Annotated in this window: 15 protein-coding genes; 7 read left to right on the forward strand and 8 right to left on the reverse strand. The window is 73.1% G+C overall.

Features of this window, described 5'->3' with window-relative positions; translation table 11 throughout:
* The first annotated feature begins 301 nt into the window (after positions 1-301).
* Positions 302-2,680: a helicase-associated domain-containing protein gene (locus Mco01_RS02370; RefSeq protein ID WP_204055250.1), complete on the forward strand. Its 2,379-nt coding sequence runs from the start codon at positions 302-304 to the stop codon at positions 2,678-2,680.
* On the opposite strand, the gene Mco01_RS02375 is transcribed toward Mco01_RS02370, so the two are convergent.
* Both Mco01_RS02375 and Mco01_RS02380 read right to left on the reverse strand, forming a co-directional pair.
* Positions 2,664-3,296 (reverse strand): TetR/AcrR family transcriptional regulator, encoded by a 633-nt coding sequence (locus Mco01_RS02375; protein WP_204055251.1) that lies wholly within the window; start codon positions 3,294-3,296, stop codon positions 2,664-2,666. The two genes, Mco01_RS02370 and Mco01_RS02375, sit on opposite strands and share 17 nt — an antisense overlap.
* Before the next feature lie 51 nt (positions 3,297-3,347).
* Positions 3,348-4,598 (reverse strand): ArgE/DapE family deacylase, encoded by a 1,251-nt coding sequence (locus Mco01_RS02380; RefSeq protein WP_204055252.1) that lies wholly within the window; start codon positions 4,596-4,598, stop codon positions 3,348-3,350.
* A gap of 109 nt (positions 4,599-4,707) precedes the next feature.
* On the opposite strand from Mco01_RS02380, the gene Mco01_RS39695 reads away from it, so the two are divergent.
* The gene (locus tag Mco01_RS39695; RefSeq protein WP_204055253.1) at positions 4,708-5,727 is read left to right on the forward strand and encodes an endonuclease/exonuclease/phosphatase family protein; all 1,020 of its coding nucleotides are present in this window, start codon (positions 4,708-4,710) and stop codon (positions 5,725-5,727) included.
* A 21-nt stretch (positions 5,728-5,748) separates the two neighbouring features.
* Here the strand turns inward: Mco01_RS39695 and Mco01_RS02390 are convergent, their stop codons facing one another.
* Positions 5,749-6,309, reverse strand: coding sequence for a DUF1349 domain-containing protein (locus Mco01_RS02390; protein WP_239103278.1), 561 nt, complete (start codon positions 6,307-6,309; stop codon positions 5,749-5,751).
* A gap of 364 nt (positions 6,310-6,673) precedes the next feature.
* Here Mco01_RS02390 and Mco01_RS02395 point away from each other — a divergent pair, with 364 nt between their 5' ends.
* The 4 genes from Mco01_RS02395 (at position 6,674) to Mco01_RS02410 (ending at position 9,606) form a co-directional block, all read left to right on the forward strand.
* Positions 6,674-7,297, forward strand: a complete 624-nt coding sequence (locus tag Mco01_RS02395; protein ID WP_204055255.1) for an RlpA-like double-psi beta-barrel domain-containing protein — start codon at positions 6,674-6,676, stop codon at positions 7,295-7,297.
* Positions 7,298-7,409: 112 nt separating this feature from the next.
* Positions 7,410-7,730, forward strand: a complete 321-nt coding sequence (locus tag Mco01_RS02400; protein WP_204055256.1) for a GroES family chaperonin — start codon at positions 7,410-7,412, stop codon at positions 7,728-7,730.
* 134 nt (positions 7,731-7,864) lie between these two features.
* Complete coding sequence (locus Mco01_RS02405; protein WP_204055257.1) at positions 7,865-9,043, forward strand: M20 metallopeptidase family protein; 1,179 nt, start codon at positions 7,865-7,867, stop codon at positions 9,041-9,043.
* A gap of 185 nt (positions 9,044-9,228) precedes the next feature.
* Positions 9,229-9,606, forward strand: a complete 378-nt coding sequence (locus Mco01_RS02410; RefSeq protein WP_204055258.1) for a hypothetical protein — start codon at positions 9,229-9,231, stop codon at positions 9,604-9,606.
* 157 nt (positions 9,607-9,763) lie between these two features.
* On the opposite strand, the gene Mco01_RS02415 is transcribed toward Mco01_RS02410, so the two are convergent.
* From Mco01_RS02415 to Mco01_RS40450, 4 genes are all read right to left on the reverse strand, one after another.
* A complete protein-coding gene (locus tag Mco01_RS02415) occupies positions 9,764-10,201 on the reverse strand; it encodes a TIGR02611 family protein (protein ID WP_239103279.1) in 438 nt (145 codons plus the stop codon).
* 53 nt (positions 10,202-10,254) lie between these two features.
* The gene (locus tag Mco01_RS02420; protein WP_204055259.1) at positions 10,255-11,433 is read right to left on the reverse strand and encodes an acetate kinase; all 1,179 of its coding nucleotides are present in this window, start codon (positions 11,431-11,433) and stop codon (positions 10,255-10,257) included.
* Positions 11,430-13,487 (reverse strand): phosphate acetyltransferase, encoded by a 2,058-nt coding sequence (gene pta / locus Mco01_RS02425; RefSeq protein WP_204055260.1) that lies wholly within the window; start codon positions 13,485-13,487, stop codon positions 11,430-11,432. Before pta ends, Mco01_RS02420 begins: the two co-directional genes overlap by 4 nt.
* 198 nt (positions 13,488-13,685) lie before the next feature.
* A complete protein-coding gene (locus Mco01_RS40450) occupies positions 13,686-16,397 on the reverse strand; it encodes a cellulose binding domain-containing protein (protein ID WP_275410457.1) in 2,712 nt (903 codons plus the stop codon).
* Between the two features lie 226 nt (positions 16,398-16,623).
* Between Mco01_RS40450 and Mco01_RS02435 the strand changes: the two genes are divergently transcribed.
* Positions 16,624-17,448 carry a patatin-like phospholipase family protein gene (locus tag Mco01_RS02435; protein ID WP_036322013.1) on the forward strand — a complete coding sequence of 275 codons (825 nt, stop codon included), beginning with the start codon at positions 16,624-16,626 and terminating at the stop codon, positions 17,446-17,448.
* Positions 17,449-17,510: 62 nt separating this feature from the next.
* Here Mco01_RS02435 and Mco01_RS02440 read toward each other — a convergent pair whose 3' ends face one another.
* A complete protein-coding gene (locus Mco01_RS02440; RefSeq protein ID WP_036322015.1) occupies positions 17,511-17,708 on the reverse strand; it encodes a DUF2795 domain-containing protein in 198 nt (65 codons plus the stop codon).
* Positions 17,709-17,734 lie beyond the last annotated feature (26 nt).

A 17,734-nucleotide genomic window follows, 5' to 3' on the forward strand; every position in this document is an offset into this window, starting at 1 on the left:
TCTGCCTGCCGCCCGCTCCGGCCCGCCGGCCGCAGAGCGCTCCCGTACAGCCCGGAATGTACGGGAGCGCCCTCCGGCCGGCGGCCCGCGTCGCCCCACCTTCGGCGAACCCCGAGCGCGAAGGCCGAGGATGTGCTGAGATCGGACCGTAACGGCCGAACGGCATGCCCGTTTTCACAGCGATCGGGGAGACAATCGTGATCTCGGGATTCGGGACGGCTCGCTATATCCTTGCTCGCGGACCCCGTCATTTGTGTGATCTGCATAGCGGTGGCCTCGCGAGACTCCCGAGAGATCTACGATGGACGATCACCTAATCGGCTGGCTGACAACTCTCGACGAAGACCGGCTCGCCCGCGTCCTGGCCAACCGCCCGGACGCCATCGCCGCGCCGTGGCCCCGCCGGCTGGACGCCCTGGCGGAGCGGCTGATCGACGACTTCGCCGTCATGCAGGTGATGCGCGCCCTCCCCCTCCCCCCGCTCGAACTGCTCCAGGCGTGCCTGGTGATCGGCGGCCGCCCCACCGAGGACGAGATCGCCCGCTTCCTCGGGGTCAGCACCTCCGAGGTCCTCCCCTGGCTCGATCACCTGTACGACCACGCGCTCGCCTGGCCGGGCCACGACGGGAGGATCACCCTGGCGCCGGGCGTCGCCCGGTGGTGGACGGCGCCGTGCGGTCTCGGCGAGCCGCTCGCGGCGTACCTCGACTCGTGGAAGCTGAGCACCGAGGCGCTGCGCCGCATCTGCCGCACGCTCGGCCTCCCCCCGCACGGAGGGCGGCGCCAGGTCGTCACCCGGATCTCCGCGCTGCTCGCCGACAGCGAGCGGCTCGGCGCGCTGCTCGACGGCGCCCCCGACGGCACGCTGGAGACGCTCGACGACTTCGCCTGGGACGGCCCCGTCCGCAGTGTGGACGGCAACCGCTTCGTGCTGCCCGGCACGCCGGAGAAGTGGGCGCTCGACCGCGGCCTGCTGTTCCGCACGCAGTGGGACCTGGCGGAGATGCCCCGCGAGGTCGCGCTGGCCCTGCGCGGTCCCGACTACCACGGGCCGTTCACGCCGTACCCGCCGGAGATGGCCACCACCTCCCTCGACCCCGACGGCGTCGAGCACGAGATGTGCCTGGCCGCGCCGCACGTGCTCGACCGCGCGACCGCCCTGCTGGAGAACGTCGACAAGACCGTGCTGCCGTTGCTGAAGAACGGCGGGGTCGGCGTCCGGGAGGTCAAGCGGGTGGCCAGGGAGACCGGCTCGTCCGAGGACGAGACCCGCCTGCTGCTGGAGGTCGCCGCGGTGGCCCGGCTGATCGCGCTGGACGAGACGGCGGGCGGGCTCACGCCGACGGACCGTTTCGACACCTGGCGGCTGGAGGAGCCCGCCACCCGGCTGCGCGTGCTGCTGGCCGCGTGGTGGCGGATGGAGCGCTCGTCGCTGCGCCGGCCGGAGGGACGCCAGCCGGCCCTGCTGAGCGACGACCCCGCGGGCGAGACCGTCGCGCGGATCCGGTGGGCCGTGTTCGCCGCGCTGGCCGAGATCCCCGAGGACCAGGGCTTCGCGACCCTGCAGGAGCTCGTGCAGCGGGTGCACTGGCGGGCCCCGCTGCTGGACAAGGAACTGCTGGCCGGGTGCGCGCCGTCGATGCTGGAGGAGGCCCGGCTGCTCGGGCTCGTCGCCTGCGACACGCTCACCGGCCTCGGCCGGGCGCTGGCGCCGCTCGCCGCCGCGGCCGGCGACGAGAGCCACGACTCGGTGCCCGAGGTCGAGCACGACCCCGCGCTGGCCAAGTGCTCCACGCACGCGCTCGCGAGCGCGCAGCGCACCGCGCTGTTCGGGGCCGACCTCACCGCCGTGGTGACCGGCCCGCCGTCGGTGGAGCTGGCGGCGCTGCTCGACCGCGCCGCCGACCGGGAGTCGCAGGGCTCGGCGTCCGTGTGGCGGTTCGGCCCGGCGAGCGTGCGGCGCGCGCTGGACGCCGGGGAGACGGCCGAGTCGCTGATCGACGACCTGTCGGAGGTCGGGACGCTCCCCCAGCCCCTGACGTACCTCATCCGCGACGTCGCCCGCCGCCACGGCGAGGTGACGGTGTCGTCGGTCGGCTGCATCATCCAGGGCTCCGACCCCGCGCTGCTGGCCGAGATCGCGGCCCACCGGAGGCTGGCGCGGCTCGGGCTCCGGCTGCTCGCCCCCACCGTGCTGGCGAGCGCCGCCGCGCCCGCCTCGACGCTGGACGCGCTGCGCGAGGCGGGGTACGCGCCCGTGCCGGTCGACGACACCGGCGAGATCACGGTCCGCCGGGAGCCGCCCGGCGGCCGGCTGATCCTCCTCCCGGGCGGCCGGGTCGCCGAGCTCGACCCGCCCGGCGCCCTGCTCGAGCCTCCCCCGGACCCGCGCGAGCACGCCCGGCGACTGCTGGTCAACGCCGGTTCCGTCGGCCCCGGCGGGCAGACCTGGGCCGTCATCGGGCGGATGGCGACCCGGCTCCCCGCGGCGCAGCAGTCCCTGCTGGGCTTCGTCGTCGACCGCGACGTTCGGGCGCTGATCACGCTGTCCGACGGGGTGACCGCGACGATCAGTCACGGGGAGCTGCGCAGCGGCGTCCTCGACGCGTGGTGCGAGGAGGCCGGCGACTACCTGGAGTTCCCGCTCAACGAGATCGCGTCCGTCACGAACACCCACTGACGGGACCGGCCGTCACGGCGGCGGCGAGGCCGGCCAGCCCGGCCTTGATCTGCGCGGGGTCGCGCTCCCGCAGCACGGCCGTGACGTGCTCGGCCGCCAGCGGGGCGAGCAGGGCGTGGGCCAGGTAGCCGGCGTCGGCCTCCGGCCGGGCCTCGGCCAGCAGGATCGACAGGTGCAGGTGCCAGAAGCGGTAGGCCCCGATGCGGTAGCGGGCGCCCGCGCTCGCGGTCTCGGAGACGCGCAGCAGGTCGAGGTGGCCGAAGAGGTAGTCGGCGTAGGCGGCGACGAACGCGCGGACGCGCTCGGCCGCCCCGGCCCCCGGCCCGAGCGGCGGGGGCCCCGACAGGATGCGCTCCTGAAGGTCCCGCTCCTGCTCGTCGAGCAGGGCGGCCACGAGTCCCGACTTGTCGCCGAAGCGGCGGAACAGCGTGCCCTTGCCCACCTCGGCCCGCGCCGCCACGGCGTCCATCGAGACGGCCTCGACGCCGTGTTCGCGGAACAGCGCCGCGGCCGCCTCCAGCACCTTGCGCCGGTTGCGGGCGGCGTCGGCCCGCTCGCGCGCGGGCGGGCCGCCCATGAGGGCCAGCAGTTCCCGGGGCCCCTCCGACGTGCTCATACAACCGGACTGTAGTCCTATTAACCGACCGGAGGCAACCTGAGGCAACCGTCAGCGCACGCCGCAGCGGCGGACCGCGAGCAGGGCGAGGGCCCGGGTGACGTCGCGCAGCTCGCGCAGGTCCACCTGCTCCCGGGGCGCGTGGGCGAACCGGACGTCGCCCGGCCCGTAGTGCAGCGCCGGCACGCCGCCCGCGTTGTACAGCCGCAGGTCGCTCCCGTACGGCGCGGCCGTCGTGCCCGGGCCGGCGCCGGTCACGTCGGCGACCGCCCGGGCCGTCTCGCCGAGCAGGGGGTGGCCCTCCGGCAGCCGGCCGCTCGCGAACTGGCCTCCCGGCCAGGTCACCGCGACCGGGTTGTCCCGCAGCCAGGGGTCGTCCAGCCCCGCGAGCGCGTCCTCCAGGGCGGCCCGGGCGTCGGCCGGGTCCTCGTCGAGCCGCACACCGAGCCGCCCCTCCGCGACGAGCAGGTCGGGGACGCTGCTGGCCCAGTCGCCGGCCCGCACGGTGCCGATCTCGATGGGGTACGGCAGGGGGTTGCCGTCGAACAGCGGCCCGGCGTCGCGGTTGCGCTCCCGCTCCAGCCGCCGTACGGCCTGGAAGACCGGCCAGAAGGCCTCCACGGCGTTGACGCCCTCGTACCGGGTGGCGCCGTGGGCGGCCCGGCCGGCCACCTCCAGCCGGAACGTGAGCGCCCCGGCGTTCGCCGTGATGATCCGTCCGCTGGTCGGCTCGGTGATGACCGCCGCCTCCCCCGTGTGGCCCCTGGCCAGGGTGGCGAACGCGCCCAGCCCGCCGTCCTCCTCGCTCACCACGCAGTGAACGGCGAGCGGTCGGGCGAGCCGGACGCCGGCGGCCCGCAGCGCGCGCACGACGGCCAGGTTGGCGGCCAGGCCGGCCTTCATGTCGCAGGCGCCCCGGCCGTGCAGCGCGGTCGCGGTGAGGCGGGCGCCGAACGGGTCCTGCCCCTCCCACTTGGCCGCGTCGCCGATCGGCACCACGTCCACGTGCCCCTGCAGGATCAGCGCGGGCGGGCCCTCCCCCTCGCTGGTCGCGACCAGGCCGTACCCCTCGGACCGTACGGCCTCCATGCCCGGGAAGCCCTCGCGCGACCGGAGGTCGGCCAGGTCGAACTTCCAGAGGTCGATGTCGAGGTCCCACTCCGCCAGCTGCCGGGCGCACCGGTCCTGCAGGTCCGACTCGGCGTCGGTGCCGGTGACGCTCGGCACCCGGACGAGGTCCGCCAGGAGGCGCACGGTCCCCGCCTCGTCGATCGCGTCCAGCACCCTCGCTTCGACATCCATGCGCAGACTGTATGGCCTCGGGGCAGGAGGGCACATCTCGCCTATTTCCCCGCGAAATTCCCCGTACGGACACTACGATCAAGGACTTCGGGCGAGGGAGGAACCAGGCGTGGCGACCGGCTCTGCGGCGGCGGCGGACACGGCGAGCGGGCGGCCCGGCCGCGGGCGGAGACGGGCCCGGGTCCGGGGCACGGTGGCCTGGGCCGTCGTCGCGCCGTTCGCGGTGTGGGCCGTGCTCCGACTGCTGCCGGCCGACGTGCAGTTCCACTGGGTGCAGATCGTGGCCTTCACTCCCTATGTGGCCCTCGCGTCCCTGGTCGCGCCGCTGGTCGCGCTCGCCGCCCACAGGCGGACGCCCTTCGCCGCCGCTGTGTGCGTGACCACCGTGCTGGCCGCCTGCGTGGTGCCCCGGGCGCTGGGATCGGGGCAGCCCGCGGCGGACGGCCCCGCGCTGCGGGTCATGTCGGCCAACCTCCTGATGGGGTCGGTGCCCGCCGCCGACCTGGTCGGGCTGGTCCGCCGGGTGCGTCCCGACGTGCTCACGCTCCAGGAGTTCACGCCCGCCGCCGAGGAGGCGTACCGGAGGGCGGGCCTCGGAACGCTCCTGCCGTACGCCGTGTCGTCGCCGCGGCAGGGCGTCGGCGGCTCGGCCGTCTTCGCCCGGTTCCCTCTGGATGCGGGCGAGGCCCTCGAGTACGGCGGGTTCCGGCAGGCGACGGCCACCGTGCGGGTGCCGGGAGCCGGGCCGGTCGGGATCGTGTCCGTGCACCCCTGCGCCCCCCGGTACGTGGAGCGGCTGAGGTGCTGGCGGGACGGCCTGGCGGCGCTGCCCCGGCCCGGCAGCGGCGTGCGGATCCTGTCGGGCGACTTCAACGCCACCCTCGACCACGCCCGGGTCCGCGACCTGCTCGCCGCGGGGTACCGGGACGCGGCCGACGCCACCGGCGACGGGCTGTCCACCACCTGGCCGTACCGGCCGTGGCGGCTGCTCGGCGTCCAGGTCCCGCCGGTGACGATCGACCACGTGCTCGTGGACCCGCGGGTGGCCGTCCGGTCGTTCGCGGTCAACCGGCTGCCGCGCACCGACCACCGCTCGATCGTCGCCGACCTCGTCCTGCCCCGCGGCTGAGCGGAGCGCGGGGATCGCGCGTCAGGCGACCAGCAGCCGGGTGAACCGGGTCTCGAAGCCCTCGCCCGTGGGCGCGGCGCACATGGCGCCGGCGAGGGCGGGCACGCCGGGCGGGAAGTAGGCCAGCCGCAGCATGTGGACCGGCTCCTCGTCCCCCAGGCCGTAGCGGACGGTCACGGCGTCGCCGGCGCGTTCGAGGTCGAACGTCACGGAGACCGCGTCCACCGGGCCGTCGACGGGCGCCCGGGTGACCGACCAGTCCGAGAACCCGCGCGTCACGACCGTGCTGAGCTGCAGGGCGCCGTCGACGAACTCGCACCCGGCCTTGATCCAGTTCTGCTCGTCGACGCGCAGCACCGCGCCCGCCTGGTCGTACTGGTCGGCGTAGGCGGCCTCGAACGTCACCGACACGCGCGCGTCGCCGTCCACCGTCCGGCCGAACATGTGGGCCGTGTCGAAGGAGTAGCCGTAGTGCGTCTGCTGCCACAGGTCGGTCCTGGCGCCCGCCACGACCCGTAGTCCCTCGCCCTGCGCCGACCAGTCGTCCGGCTCGTTGATCCAGATCCAGTCCTCGAATGCCATGTCGGCGATCATTTCATGAGAGCGCTCTCCTCGGGTGGCAGACATGGAGAGGCAAAGGACGATCTCACACGGTAAAGGACGATCTACCTCCTATTTAGACCGTTTTGTCCTCTTTACTGTCTCTTTCCCTATACTCGTGCCCTACATCACCTTTTCCCCTCGCAACTCCCCCACATCGCAAAGCCGTCGTCACCCCTTCCCCAGGGGTCGGTGTCCGTCCTCGCGCCGTCCGCCCCGCCGCCTCCCCGCGGGTCCGTCGTCCGGCGCGCCCTCGGCGCGCACCCGGAGCCCGCCGTCCAGCCGGGTGTCCTTCCCCGGCGGCGCCCGCTCTCCCCGCGGGCGCGATCCTCACGAAAGGAGCCCCATGCACAGTCGAGCCCAGCAGGTGTTCGTCGCGGTCACGGCCGGCGCCCTCGTCGTCACGGGCGCCACGACGGCCGACGCCGCGGTGGTCAGCCAGGCTCCCTCCCTGATCCCCGCGGCGTGGATCCCCGGCCAGGTGCTCCCCGCCCCGGGCACGTCCGTCCTCGCGACCCCCTCCCCCGCCGCTCCGGTTCCCGCGTCCCCCGCTCCCGTCGCCCCCGGGTCCGACGCCTCGCCCGCCCCCTCACCCTCCGCGTCCCCCGATCCGTCCCTGCCGTCCGGCGTCGCGACGGCCACCTCGTTCTGGGACGGCGAGACCGCCTCGGGCAAGCCCATGCGGTACGCGACCGTCGCCAGCCCCTACTGGCCGCTCGGGACCAAGGTGAAGATCAGCTATCACGGCCGGAGCGCCGTGGGCGTCGTCGAGGACTTCGGCCCCGCCGAGTGGGCCGTCGCCCAGCACGACATCCCCGCCATCGTCGACCTGTCGGAGCTGATGATGGCCGACCTCAGCGGAGTGCGGTCGAACACCGTGCACGTCCACTTCCAGGTGCTGAAGTGGGGCAAGGGCGGCGTCTACCGCCACTCCGGCACGGGCTACGCCCTCGCCATGGGCAAGCGCTGACCCCCGGACGGGCTCCCCGCGCCTCACCCGCCGTTCTCCCGCTGTTCTGCCGCCGTGGGCCGGGATGACGCCGGGATGACGACGGCCCGTCCGCCCCGCGTAAACTGCCAGCGTGGCCGACCCGAAGTTCGAGATCCAGATGCTCCACGACCGCGTGATGGTCAAGGTCGAGCGGGATGCAGAGGAACGGCGCAGCAGCGCAGGCATCGTCATCCCCGCTACGGTCAAGTTGGCCAACCGGCTCGTCTGGGGTGAGGTGTGCGGGGCCGGCTCCAGCGTCCGGTCGGTCAAGACCGGCGACAAGGTGCTGTTCAACCCCGAGGAGCAGTTCGAGGTCGAGGTCCAGGGCCACCTCTACCTCGTGATGCGCGAGCGCGACCTGCACGCCGTGGCAACCCAGCAGACCGACCACGGCACCGGTCTCTACCTCTGACGCGAGCGGGCCTCGTTCCCACCGGCCTCCCCCGAGCCGGCCGGGTGTTCACCGCGTGGCCGTCCGGCGCTGGCCCGCCGTTCACGCGCGCTAGGGTGACCAGCGGTAGCGCCCTCCGTCGATGGTGATGAGTCATGACTTTTCAGGAAGAGCTGGTCGAGCTTCGCCGGTCGCTGCACCGCGAGCCCGAGGTCGGTCTCGACCTCCCGCGCACGCAGGAGAAGGTCCTCGCGGCCCTCGACGGCCTCCCCCTCGAGATCACCACGGGCGAGCGATTGTCCTCCGTGACCGCGGTGCTGCGCGGATCCCGGCCCGGACCCGCCGTCCTCCTGCGGGCCGACATGGACGCGCTGCCGGTGCACGAGAAGGCCGACGTGCCGTACCGGTCGCGGGTCGACGGCGTGATGCACGCCTGCGGGCACGACCTGCACACGGCGATGCTCGCCGGGGCGGCGCGGCTGCTGTCCGGCCGGCGCGCCGACCTCGCCGGCGACGTGGTGTTCATGTTCCAGCCCGGGGAGGAGGGCCAGGAGGGCGCCAAGATCATGATCGAGGAGGGCGTGCTCGACGCCGCAGGCTCCACGCCGGTCGCCGCGTACGGCATGCACGTCTTCTCCACGACGATCCCGCGCGGGCTGTTCCTGACGCGCGGCGGCCCCGTGCTGGCCGCGGCCGACACGCTGACCGTGACCGTACGGGGGCGCGGCGGCCACGGGTCGTCCCCCCACCGGGCCCTCGACCCCATCCCGGCCGCCTGCGAGATCGTCACCGCCCTGCAGACCCACGTGACCCGGACGTTCGACGTGTTCGACCCCGTCGTGGTGACGGTGGGCAGCTTCCACGCCGGCACGACCGACAACGTGATCCCCGACGAGGCCCGGTTCGAGACCACGATCCGGACGTTCTCGGCCGACTCCCGCGACCGGGCCAGGGACGGCCTGGTGCGGGTCGCGCGCGGCATCGGCGAGGCCCACGGGCTGACGGTGGAGTGCGAGTTCGGCATCGGGTACCCCGTGACGGTCAACGACCGGACCGAGTCCGACTTCGCCGCCGAGATCGTGCGGGAGCATCTGGGGGCCGACCGGTTCTTCCCGCTGCCCAACCCCGCGACCGGGTCGGAGGACTTCTCGTACGTCCTGGAGCGGGTGCCGGGGGCGTTCCTCATCGTCGGGGCCTGCCCGCCGGACCGCGACGCCGCCACGGCGCCGTCCAACCACTCGGCGGAGGCCGAGTTCGACGACGCGATCCTGTCCGACGGCGCCGGGCTCTTCACCGAGCTCGCCGTCCGGCGCCTCGCCCTCGCGGCTCACTGACGTCCCCCGGCGGCGCCGAACGCCGCCGTCGGGAAAGGTTCATTACCCGGCCCACTTCCTTTCACTGCCATCGCCGAGTGGCGTGCCACTATTCCCCTGGCCGATCACCCTGTTCGGGATCGTCGGCCGTTTCCACCACTCAGCGACTGCAGGCGGCGCGATGCGCTGCCGGAGAGATCGGGGCAATGACGTCGAGGAAACTCGCCCGGAAAGCGGCCTACGTCGCGGCGGCTGCCGCCTTCGCGGGTGCGCTTGTCGCGCAGCCCGCTTCGGCCGCACAGGTCACCGCCAAATACAGGACGGTCGAGGTGGCGGTGGACAACAGCCCGGGCAACGGGGCCGCGGGCTGGGTCTGGGTCTGGGCAGGCGCTGGCGACGGGACGATCCGGGGAACCATCGAATACCAGTTCTCGGACGGGTACGTCCACTCGCTGTCAACAGGCGTGGGCTATTCCAAATCCCAGAGCACGAGCTCCAAGATCAAGGGTTTCCGGGCCTGCCGGACGATTCGCGTCGAGGGCTATGAAATCGACTCGTGCGGAAGCTGGAACTATTTCTGGTAAACCGATGATCGCCCGTGAAATCAGCTGACGGCTTTGTCGCCGTCAGCGGAAACCGCGGCCGTTCCGGTGTCGATCGGGTGTCGAACGGTGCCTCACACGAGACGGTGTGAGGCACCGCTTTCCATGGGGAAGCCCGCTCGGCCGGGCGGACCCGCGCCTATCGGGAGGCGCGCGCGGCGAGCAGCTCGCGGGCCTTCTGCAGGATGTCGACGCCCAGCGTGAGCCGGACCGACGCCCAGACGATCGCGGCGGCGCACGCGAAGGTGACCACGGCGGCCAGGACCCGCACGGCGAGGTGCTGCCGTTTCAGCCAGTCGGTCACCGCCCGGACCCGCTCCTTGGCGAACACCAGCAGCCGGGACGCCCAGGCGAACTCGGTGGCCAGCACGGCGAGGCCGGCGAAGACCACGAGCCAGCCCGGCCCGGGGAACGGCACCATGATGAGCCCGCTGACCACCATCGCCGCCCCGAGCACGCCGATGACGATGCGCAGCGTGAGCCGGCCGCCGGGGCGCGCCCGGATCCGGTCCAGCCAGCCGAGCCCCGGAGGCGCGTCCTCGTCGTCCCCCGTACGGCTGCTCTCCGCCGTCGCCACGCGATCACCCCCGTCCGATGCCCAGGATAGCCATCGCGCCCGTCCGGGCTCGTTCACCGCGCCCGGAGGCAGGCGGCGACCTGGTCGGCGATCTCCAGCTCCTCGTCGGTGGGGACGACCAGCAGCGCCACCTCCGCGCCGTCCGGGGAGATCATCCGGACGCCCGTGGCCGGCGCGGCGTTGCGCTCGTCGTCGATCGCGACGCCGAGCCGGGTGAGCCCGGTGACGGCCAGGGCCCGGGTGCGGGAGTCGTTCTCCCCCACGCCGCCCGTGAAGACGATCGCGTCCACGTGTCCGAGCGCCGCGTAGTAGGCCCCGATGTAGGAGCGCAGGCGATAGCCGTACACGTCCATGGCGAGCCGGGCGTCCTCGTCGCCCGCGTCGACCATCCGCCAGACCTCGCGCAGGTCGTTGGCGCCGCACATGCCGAGCAGCCCGCTCTCCTTGTTCAGCGCGGTGTCGATGTCCGGCAGGCTCATCCCCGCGACCCGGTTCAGGTAGGCCGGGAGGGCCGGGTCGACGTCGCCGGAGCGGGTGCCCATCACCAGCCCGGCGAGCGGCGTGATGCCCATCGAGGTGTCGACGCTGCGCCCGCCCCGCACGGCGGTGGCGCTCGCGCCGTTGCCGAGGTGCAGGATGATCGTGTTCACCTCGTCGTACGGGCGGCCGAGGAGCTCGGCGGCCCGCCGGGAGACGTACGCCGCGGACGTGCCGTGGAAGCCGTAGCGGCGGACGCCGAGCTTCTCGGTCCACTCCTTCGGGACCGCGTAGGTGTGCGCGTGGCGCGGGATCGTGCCGTGGAAGGCGGTGTCGAAGACGGCGACGTGCGGCAGCCGGGGGAACACCCGCCGGGCCACCCGGATGCCCTCCAGGTTGGCCGGGTTGTGCAGCGGCGCGAGCGGCGCCAGCTCCTCGATCGCCCGCTCCACCGCGTCGTCGATCAGCGTCGGCTCGACGAAGCGGCTGCCGCCGTGGACGACCCGGTGGCCGACGGCGGCGACGCCGTCGAGCGCGGGACCGTGCTCGGCGAAGGCGTCGAGGACGGCCCGCAGCCCCTCGTCGTGGTCGGCGAAGGGCCGCTCGACCCGGACGCCGTCGTGGGTGAGCACGCCCTCGCGCTCGCCGATGCGCTCGACGAGCCCCCCGGACGCGCCCCGGCGGGTCGCCATGTCGATCAGGCGGTACTTGATGGACGACGACCCGCTGTTGAGGACGAGGACCTGGCCGGTCACTGTGTCTCCTCCCGCGCCTGCGCCTGGATGGCCGTGATCGCCACGGTGTTCACGATGTCGTTGACCGTCGCGCCCCTGGACAGGTCGTTGACGGGCTTGCGCAGGCCCTGCAGCACCGGCCCCACGGCGACCGCGCCGGCGCTGCGCTGCACGGCCTTGTACAGGTTGTTGCCGGTGTTGAGGTCGGGCACCACGAAGACGGTCGCCCGGCCGGCGACCGCGCTTCCGGGCATCTTCGTGCGGGCCACGCTGGGCTCGGCCGCCGCGTCGTACTGGATGGGCCCCTCGACCGGCAGGCCGGGCCGCAGCTCGCGGACGAGGGCCGTGGCCGCGCGGACCTTGTCGACCTCCGGTCCCGCTCCCGACTCCCCGGTGGAGTACGACAGCAGGGCCACCCGCGCCTCGACCCCGAACCGCGCGGCGGTGACGGCCGACGAGACCGCGATGTCGGCCAGCTGCTCGGCCGTGGGGTCGGGGACGATGGCGCAGTCGCCGTACACGAGGACGCGGTCGGCCAGGCACATGAAGAACACGCTGGAGACGATCCCCACGCCCGGCGAGGTCTTGATGATCTCGAACGCCGGCCTGATGGTGTGGGCGGTCGTGTGGATCGAGCCGGAGACCATGCCGTCGGCCAGGCCGAGGTGGACCATCATCGTGCCGAAGTAGGAGACGTCGGTGACGATGTCGCGGGCCGGGCCGACCGTCACGCCCTTGTGCGCCCGCAGGCGGGCGTACTCCTCGGCGAACATCTCCCGCAGCTCCGGGTCGAACGGGCTGACCACCCGCGCGTCGTGCAGGTCGAGGCCCATCTGGGCGGCCGTCGCCCGGATCTCCTTCTCGTCGCCGAGCAGGGTCAGGTCGGCGACGCCGCGGCGCAGCAGGCTGTCGGCCGCCCGCAGGATGCGCGGCTCGCCGCCCTCGGGCAGCACGATCCGCCGCCGGTCGGCCCGGGCCCGCTCCAGCAGGTCGTACTCGAACATGAGCGGGGTGATCGCGCCGGCCTTGGTGATCCGCAGGCTGCTCAGCAGCGCCGCGGTGTCGACGTGGTCGGCGAACAGCCCGAGCGCGGTGTCGATCTTCCCCTTGGCGTCCGGGCTGAAACGGCCCTCGGCCTCGGAGAGCCGCCGGGCCGTCGGGTAGGTGTCGCCGTCCGTGGCGATGATCGGCAGCTGGATGTCCATCCCGTCGAACAGCCGCAGGACGGGGTCGGGCAGCGGCATCCCGCCGTTCAGGATGATGACCGACAGGGCGGGGAACGTGGGCGCGCGGTGCGCGGCGAGCAGGCCGGGCACCAGCGCGGCGGCCCGGTCGGCGGGCACGACGACCGCGACGCCGTCGGTGAGCCGCTCCAGGATGTTCGGCAGGGACATGGCCCCGACCATGAGCGCGCCCGCCTCCCGGCCGAGCTGGGCGGCGTCGCCGCGGAAGAGCCGGCCGTCGCAGGCCGTCATGAGGTCGCTCACGGTGGGCGCGGACAGCCGCGGGACCTCGGGCAAGACGTAGGCCCGCACGCGCGCCGCGACCTCCCGCAGGAGGCCCGGCGTCACCCGGGTCACGATGGTGGCGAGCTCGGTGGCGTGCCGCTCGGCGAGCTCCTTGCCGGACATCTCGACGGCTGCGGCGATCTCGTCGGCCGTCCGGCCGAGGCCGTTCACGACGTTGACGACCGGTGTGCCCAGGTTGGCCGCCAGGCCGGCGTTGAACGCGAACTCGGTCGGCGCTCCCACGTCGGTGTAGTCGGTGCCCATCACCACGACCGCGTCGCAGCGCGCCGCGATCGCGCGGTAGCGGGCCACGATCTCGCCGGCCGCCCGCTCCTCGTCGGCGTGGACCTCCTCGTACGTCACCCCCACACAGGCGTCGTACGGCAGGCCGATGCCGAAGCGGCTGCGCGCGGTGTTGACGAGGCTGTCCTCCCGGCCCTGCCGGACCACGGGACGGAAGACGCCCACGTTGCCGACCTGGCGGGTCAGCATCTCGAGCAGGCCGAGAGCCACGGTGCCCTTGTTGCTCCTGGCGTCGCCGGCCGCGACGTACACCCCGATGGCCATCCTGCGTCTCCCTGTTCCGGCCCGGCTCGCGACCCGCAGCACAGGCTACGCGACACGGGTGACGGTTCCGGCACACCGAGGCCACGGCGTGACGATCGGCGGATGATCGGGGACGGAGGGCCCGGCCCAAGAGGGACCAGGGGACCGGCCCGGGGCGGCGGTGCGGCCCCGGGCCGGCGATCACGGGATCGGGAAGGGTCAGGAGGCGGTGCAGCTCACCGGCGACGGCACGCCGTTGCTCCCGGTCCAGTTGGCGTTGAACCCGAACGTGGTGCTCGCGCCCGCAGCGAGGGAGCCGTTGTAGCTCACGTTCGTGACGGTGACGTTCGCCCCGGACTGGCTGACCGTCCCGCTCCAGGACTGGGTGATCGTCTGGCCGTTCGCGAACGCCCACTTGACGGTCCAGCCGCTGATCGCGGCCGAGCCGCTGCTCTTCACCGTGACCTCACCCTGGAAGCCGCCCGGCCACTGGTTCGCCACCTTGTACGCGGCCGTGCACGCCTTCCCCGCGCTGGGGCTGGGCGAGGGTGACGGCGACGGAGACGGCGAGGGTGACGGGGAGGGAGAGGGCGACGGGGACGGAGACGGGGACGGGGAGGGCGACGGAGACGGGGATGGCGAAGGAGAGGGCGACGGCGAGGGGGACGGCATGCTGCCGGTCCGGTCGCCGTAGACGATTCCCCGGCCGTTGGTGCCGACGTAGACCCGGCCGTAGATCCGGGGGTCGCCGGTCAGGGCCTCGCCCCAGTTGCCGTACTGGTGCTGGTCGTCGTTGATCCGCACCCAGCTCGCGCCGGTGTCGTCGGAGCGGAACAGGCCGGTCACGCCGCCGGAGGTGCCGACGAGGTAGAGGGCCTGGTACGACCGGCCCGGCGCCGCCTTGCCGAAGCCCACGTTCATCGAGTCGGACACGTTCGACAGCTTGGCGAACGAGGCGCCGGAGTCGGTGGAGTGCCACAGGCCGCCGGTCCCGGCCAGCCAGATGTCGCCCTCCTTGCCAGGCAGGGCCTTGTAGTGCACGCCGCTCGTCGGCAGCCCGGTCGCCGCGGTGGCCGCGAAGCTCGCGCCGCCGTTGGTGCTGACGTAGAACGTGCCGGCCGAGTACGCGTAGAACTTCTGCGGGTTGACCCGGTCGGACTCGACGATCGCGTTGGCCGGGACGCCGGTGGAGGCGCTCCAGCTGTTGCCGTAGCCGACGGAGTAGACCACCTGGATGCCGGGGTCGGCCGGCGACCACACGAACCGGCTGCCGTCGGCGGCCGCGGCGACCGTGCCGCCGTTGTTCACGCCGCCGGGCTCGGTGCCCTGGAACCAGTTGGCGCCGCCGTCGGTGGAGAAGGCCACGTGGCTGTCGTTCGGCCGGTCGGAGTCGGTGAAGTTGCCGGCCCGCACCATGACGCCCGGGTTCGTCTCGGCGTAGTCGAGCGAGGTCGTGGAGGTGAAGACGGGCTGCGTGAACATCATGGACGGCACGGCGTCGAGGTTGGTGTGGCGGAAGCCGCCGATGTCGCCCAGCCCGCTGATCAGCGGGGCGCCGGTCGGCGGGCTGATCAGGTCGAGGACCGCGGTCTCCTCCAGGCCCTTGACGGTCGGCCTGATCGTGAACTGGCCGCCCGAGTCCCACTTGGTGAGGTCCGTGGTGCCGTAGATGGTGGCGCCCGTGCCGTACAGCATCCGGTCGGAGTTGAACGGGTCGATCTCGACGGACTCGTTCATCCAGCCCAGCTTGGGCGTGACCTCCGGCGGCTGCGGGTTGGTGCCGAAGGTCAGCCAGGGGGCCGCGGAGATGTCCATCTTGTAGCGGAAGCTGCGGTTCGGGTACGAGGTCCAGTCCCAGACGCGGGTCCACGTCGCGCCGCTGTCGGTGCTTCTGAAGAAGATCGCGTCGGGCCACCAGGAGACCTGGGTGGCGACCATGATCGTCCCGGGGTGCTGGCGGTCGATCGTCAGGCCGCTGTAGCCGAAGTAGTCGTCGGAGCTGCTGGACGGGATCGGGCTGATCTGCGTCCAGGTGCCCGTTGCCGTCGCGTAGCGCCAGACGTCGCCCTTGGCGCCGTCGTACGGGCCGCCGGTGTCGCTGGTGGCGATGTAGAGGTAGCCGTTGGTCGTGTCGAGCACGCCCTTGTGGGCGATGTATCCGGTGGGCTGGCCGGCGACCCGCTCCCAGGAGGTGCCGCCGTTGGTGGTCCGGTAGACGGTGTTCTGCTTGTCCGCCACGCCCACGTAGACGGTCTGGGTGGCGCTGCCGGAGGTGCCGGTCCGCTTGTCGAACGTCACCCACACGACGCCCTGGTTGTCGCCGTTGTACGCGTCGCCCGGGCTGGCGACGTAGTTGCCGGCGTTGGGGAAGTTCGTGACCTTGGCCCAGGTGGCGCCGTAGTCGGTGCTCTTCCACAGCCCCTGGCCGCTCGGCGCGCCGAAGTACAGGACGCTGTCCTTGTTCGGGTCGACGGCGAGGCGCTCGCCCATGCCGCGGCCGGGCATGTTGCCGCCCAGCTTGAACGGCAGCGGGGTCACCTGCCAGGAGTCGCCCTTGTTCGTGGAGCGCAGGATCGCGCCGTTGTTCGGGTCCCAGCTGTTGGTGTACATGCCGACCGCCGCGTACACGCGGTTGGCGTCCGCCGGGTCGGCCGCGAGGCTGGCGACGCCGTTGTAGCCCCAGTTGGACTGGCCCACCCAGTCGAGCAGCGGCGTCCAGCTCTGGGTGGACGGGTTCCACCGGTACGCGCCGCCGATGTCCGTACGGGCGTAGATGAGATCCTTCTGCGCCTGGCTGAACACGATTCCCGGGACGAATCCGCCCCCGGCGATCTGCACGTTCTTGAACGTGTACGGATCGGCGGCGACGGCCGCGACCGGCGCCGTCCTGATCACGGCCGTGGCCAGCGCCACGGCGGCGACCACGAGCATGCTTGCCCATCTTCTTCGCATGGACGGTTTCCCCTTCGGGCTCCGGGGAGCCCCTGTAGGCACGGACAACCGCCATGCACGACCAGGAGGGACCCTGACCGTCGACCGCCCACGTGCATGGAACTGACGGAAGATTCACACAGGAGCGGAAGCCCCGTCAATAGTTGGGCGTTTGAACTAATGCCCGGCCACGCGCCGTTCAGGTTGGTGGAACATACTTCTGCTCATGACCACTGCTCTCGTACTGGCCGGAGGCGGCGTCGCGGGGATCGCCTGGGAGGCGGGCCTGCTGACCGGCCTGCGCCGTGAGGGTGTCGACCTCGGCACCGCGGACAGGATCATCGGCACCTCGGCCGGCTCGGTCGCCGGGACGCTCGTCGCGACCGGGGCCGACCTGGAGGAGGCCATCGCCCACCAGGTCGCCGTCGACACCGGTCCCCCGCACAAGGTGGACCTGGACGCCGTGATGCAGGCGTTCGCCGTCCTGTTCGACCCCGCGCTCGAACCCCAGGAGGCGCGCCGCCGGGTCGGCCACATGGCCCTGGAGGCGCGGGTCGACCACGCGGCCGAGCGCCTCGCGGCCGTCGGCGAACGCCTCCCGGTCAAGGAGTGGCCCGACCGGGAGCTGATGATCACGGCCGTGGACGCGCAGACCGGCGAGTTCGTCGTCTGGACCAGGGACGCGGGCGTGCCGCTCGTGCTCGCGGTCGCGTCGAGCTGCGCCGTGCCGATGGTGTTCCCGCCCGTGGAGATCGACGGCCGCCGGTACGTCGACGGCGGGGTGCGCTCGCCGACCAACGCCGACCTGGCGGCGGGCGCCGACACGCTGGTGATCCTGGAGCCGCTGGGGGCGATGTCGCCGCGGGCCGTCCTGGAGCGCGAGCTGCTCGCAGTGCGGGCGCCCCGCACGCACGTCGTGCAGGCGGACGAGGCCGCGGTCGCCGTGTTCGGGGACAACGTGCTGGATCCGGCCCTGTGGGGGCCCGCGTTCCAGGCGGGGCTCGCGCAGGCGCCCGTCGTCGCCGAGCCGCTGCGCGCCGTCTGGCCCTGACGCCTGAACAGGAGACCGGCGCGGTGGGAGACCGGCGCGCGCCACGCCGGTCTCCCCGCTGGTCACCGGACCTCGGTGACCGCCTTGCTGACCGCGTTCGGGCCGTCGTACTCCCGGTCCGGGATCTTCTCCAGAGCGCCGATCACCGTGTCGTCGGCGCCCTGGTCGCGGGCCGTCTGGATCAGGTCCGACTTCCCGGCCGGGTAGTCCACGCCCTTCAGGTGCTTCTGCAGCTGGATCGGGTTGGGTGCCTCAGCCATGGGGTTCCTCCCTCCGTCGGCGGTTC

It is taken from the genome of Microbispora corallina (genome assembly GCF_016863035.1).
GTDB classification, from domain to species: Bacteria; Actinomycetota; Actinomycetes; order Streptosporangiales; family Streptosporangiaceae; genus Microbispora; species Microbispora corallina.

Bases quoted from the DNA above. Each gene is read 5' to 3' on its own strand.
- Mco01_RS02370 (WP_204055250.1), top strand. From the start codon at position 302: ATGGACGATCACCTAATCGGCTGGCTGACAACTCTCGACGAAGACCGG.
- Mco01_RS02375 (WP_204055251.1), bottom strand. From the start codon at position 3,296: ATGAGCACGTCGGAGGGGCCCCGGGAACTGCTGGCCCTCATGGGCGGC.
- Mco01_RS02380 (WP_204055252.1), bottom strand. From the start codon at position 4,598: ATGGATGTCGAAGCGAGGGTGCTGGACGCGATCGACGAGGCGGGGACC.
- Mco01_RS02390 (WP_239103278.1), bottom strand. From the start codon at position 6,309: ATGGCATTCGAGGACTGGATCTGGATCAACGAGCCGGACGACTGGTCG.
- Mco01_RS02395 (WP_204055255.1), top strand. From the start codon at position 6,674: ATGCACAGTCGAGCCCAGCAGGTGTTCGTCGCGGTCACGGCCGGCGCC.
- Mco01_RS02405 (WP_204055257.1), top strand. From the start codon at position 7,865: ATGACTTTTCAGGAAGAGCTGGTCGAGCTTCGCCGGTCGCTGCACCGC.
- Mco01_RS02410 (WP_204055258.1), top strand. From the start codon at position 9,229: ATGACGTCGAGGAAACTCGCCCGGAAAGCGGCCTACGTCGCGGCGGCT.
- pta (WP_204055260.1), bottom strand. From the start codon at position 13,487: ATGGCCATCGGGGTGTACGTCGCGGCCGGCGACGCCAGGAGCAACAAG.
- Mco01_RS40450 (WP_275410457.1), bottom strand. From the start codon at position 16,397: ATGCTCGTGGTCGCCGCCGTGGCGCTGGCCACGGCCGTGATCAGGACG.
- Mco01_RS02435 (WP_036322013.1), top strand. From the start codon at position 16,624: ATGACCACTGCTCTCGTACTGGCCGGAGGCGGCGTCGCGGGGATCGCC.
- Mco01_RS02440 (WP_036322015.1), bottom strand. From the start codon at position 17,708: ATGGCTGAGGCACCCAACCCGATCCAGCTGCAGAAGCACCTGAAGGGC.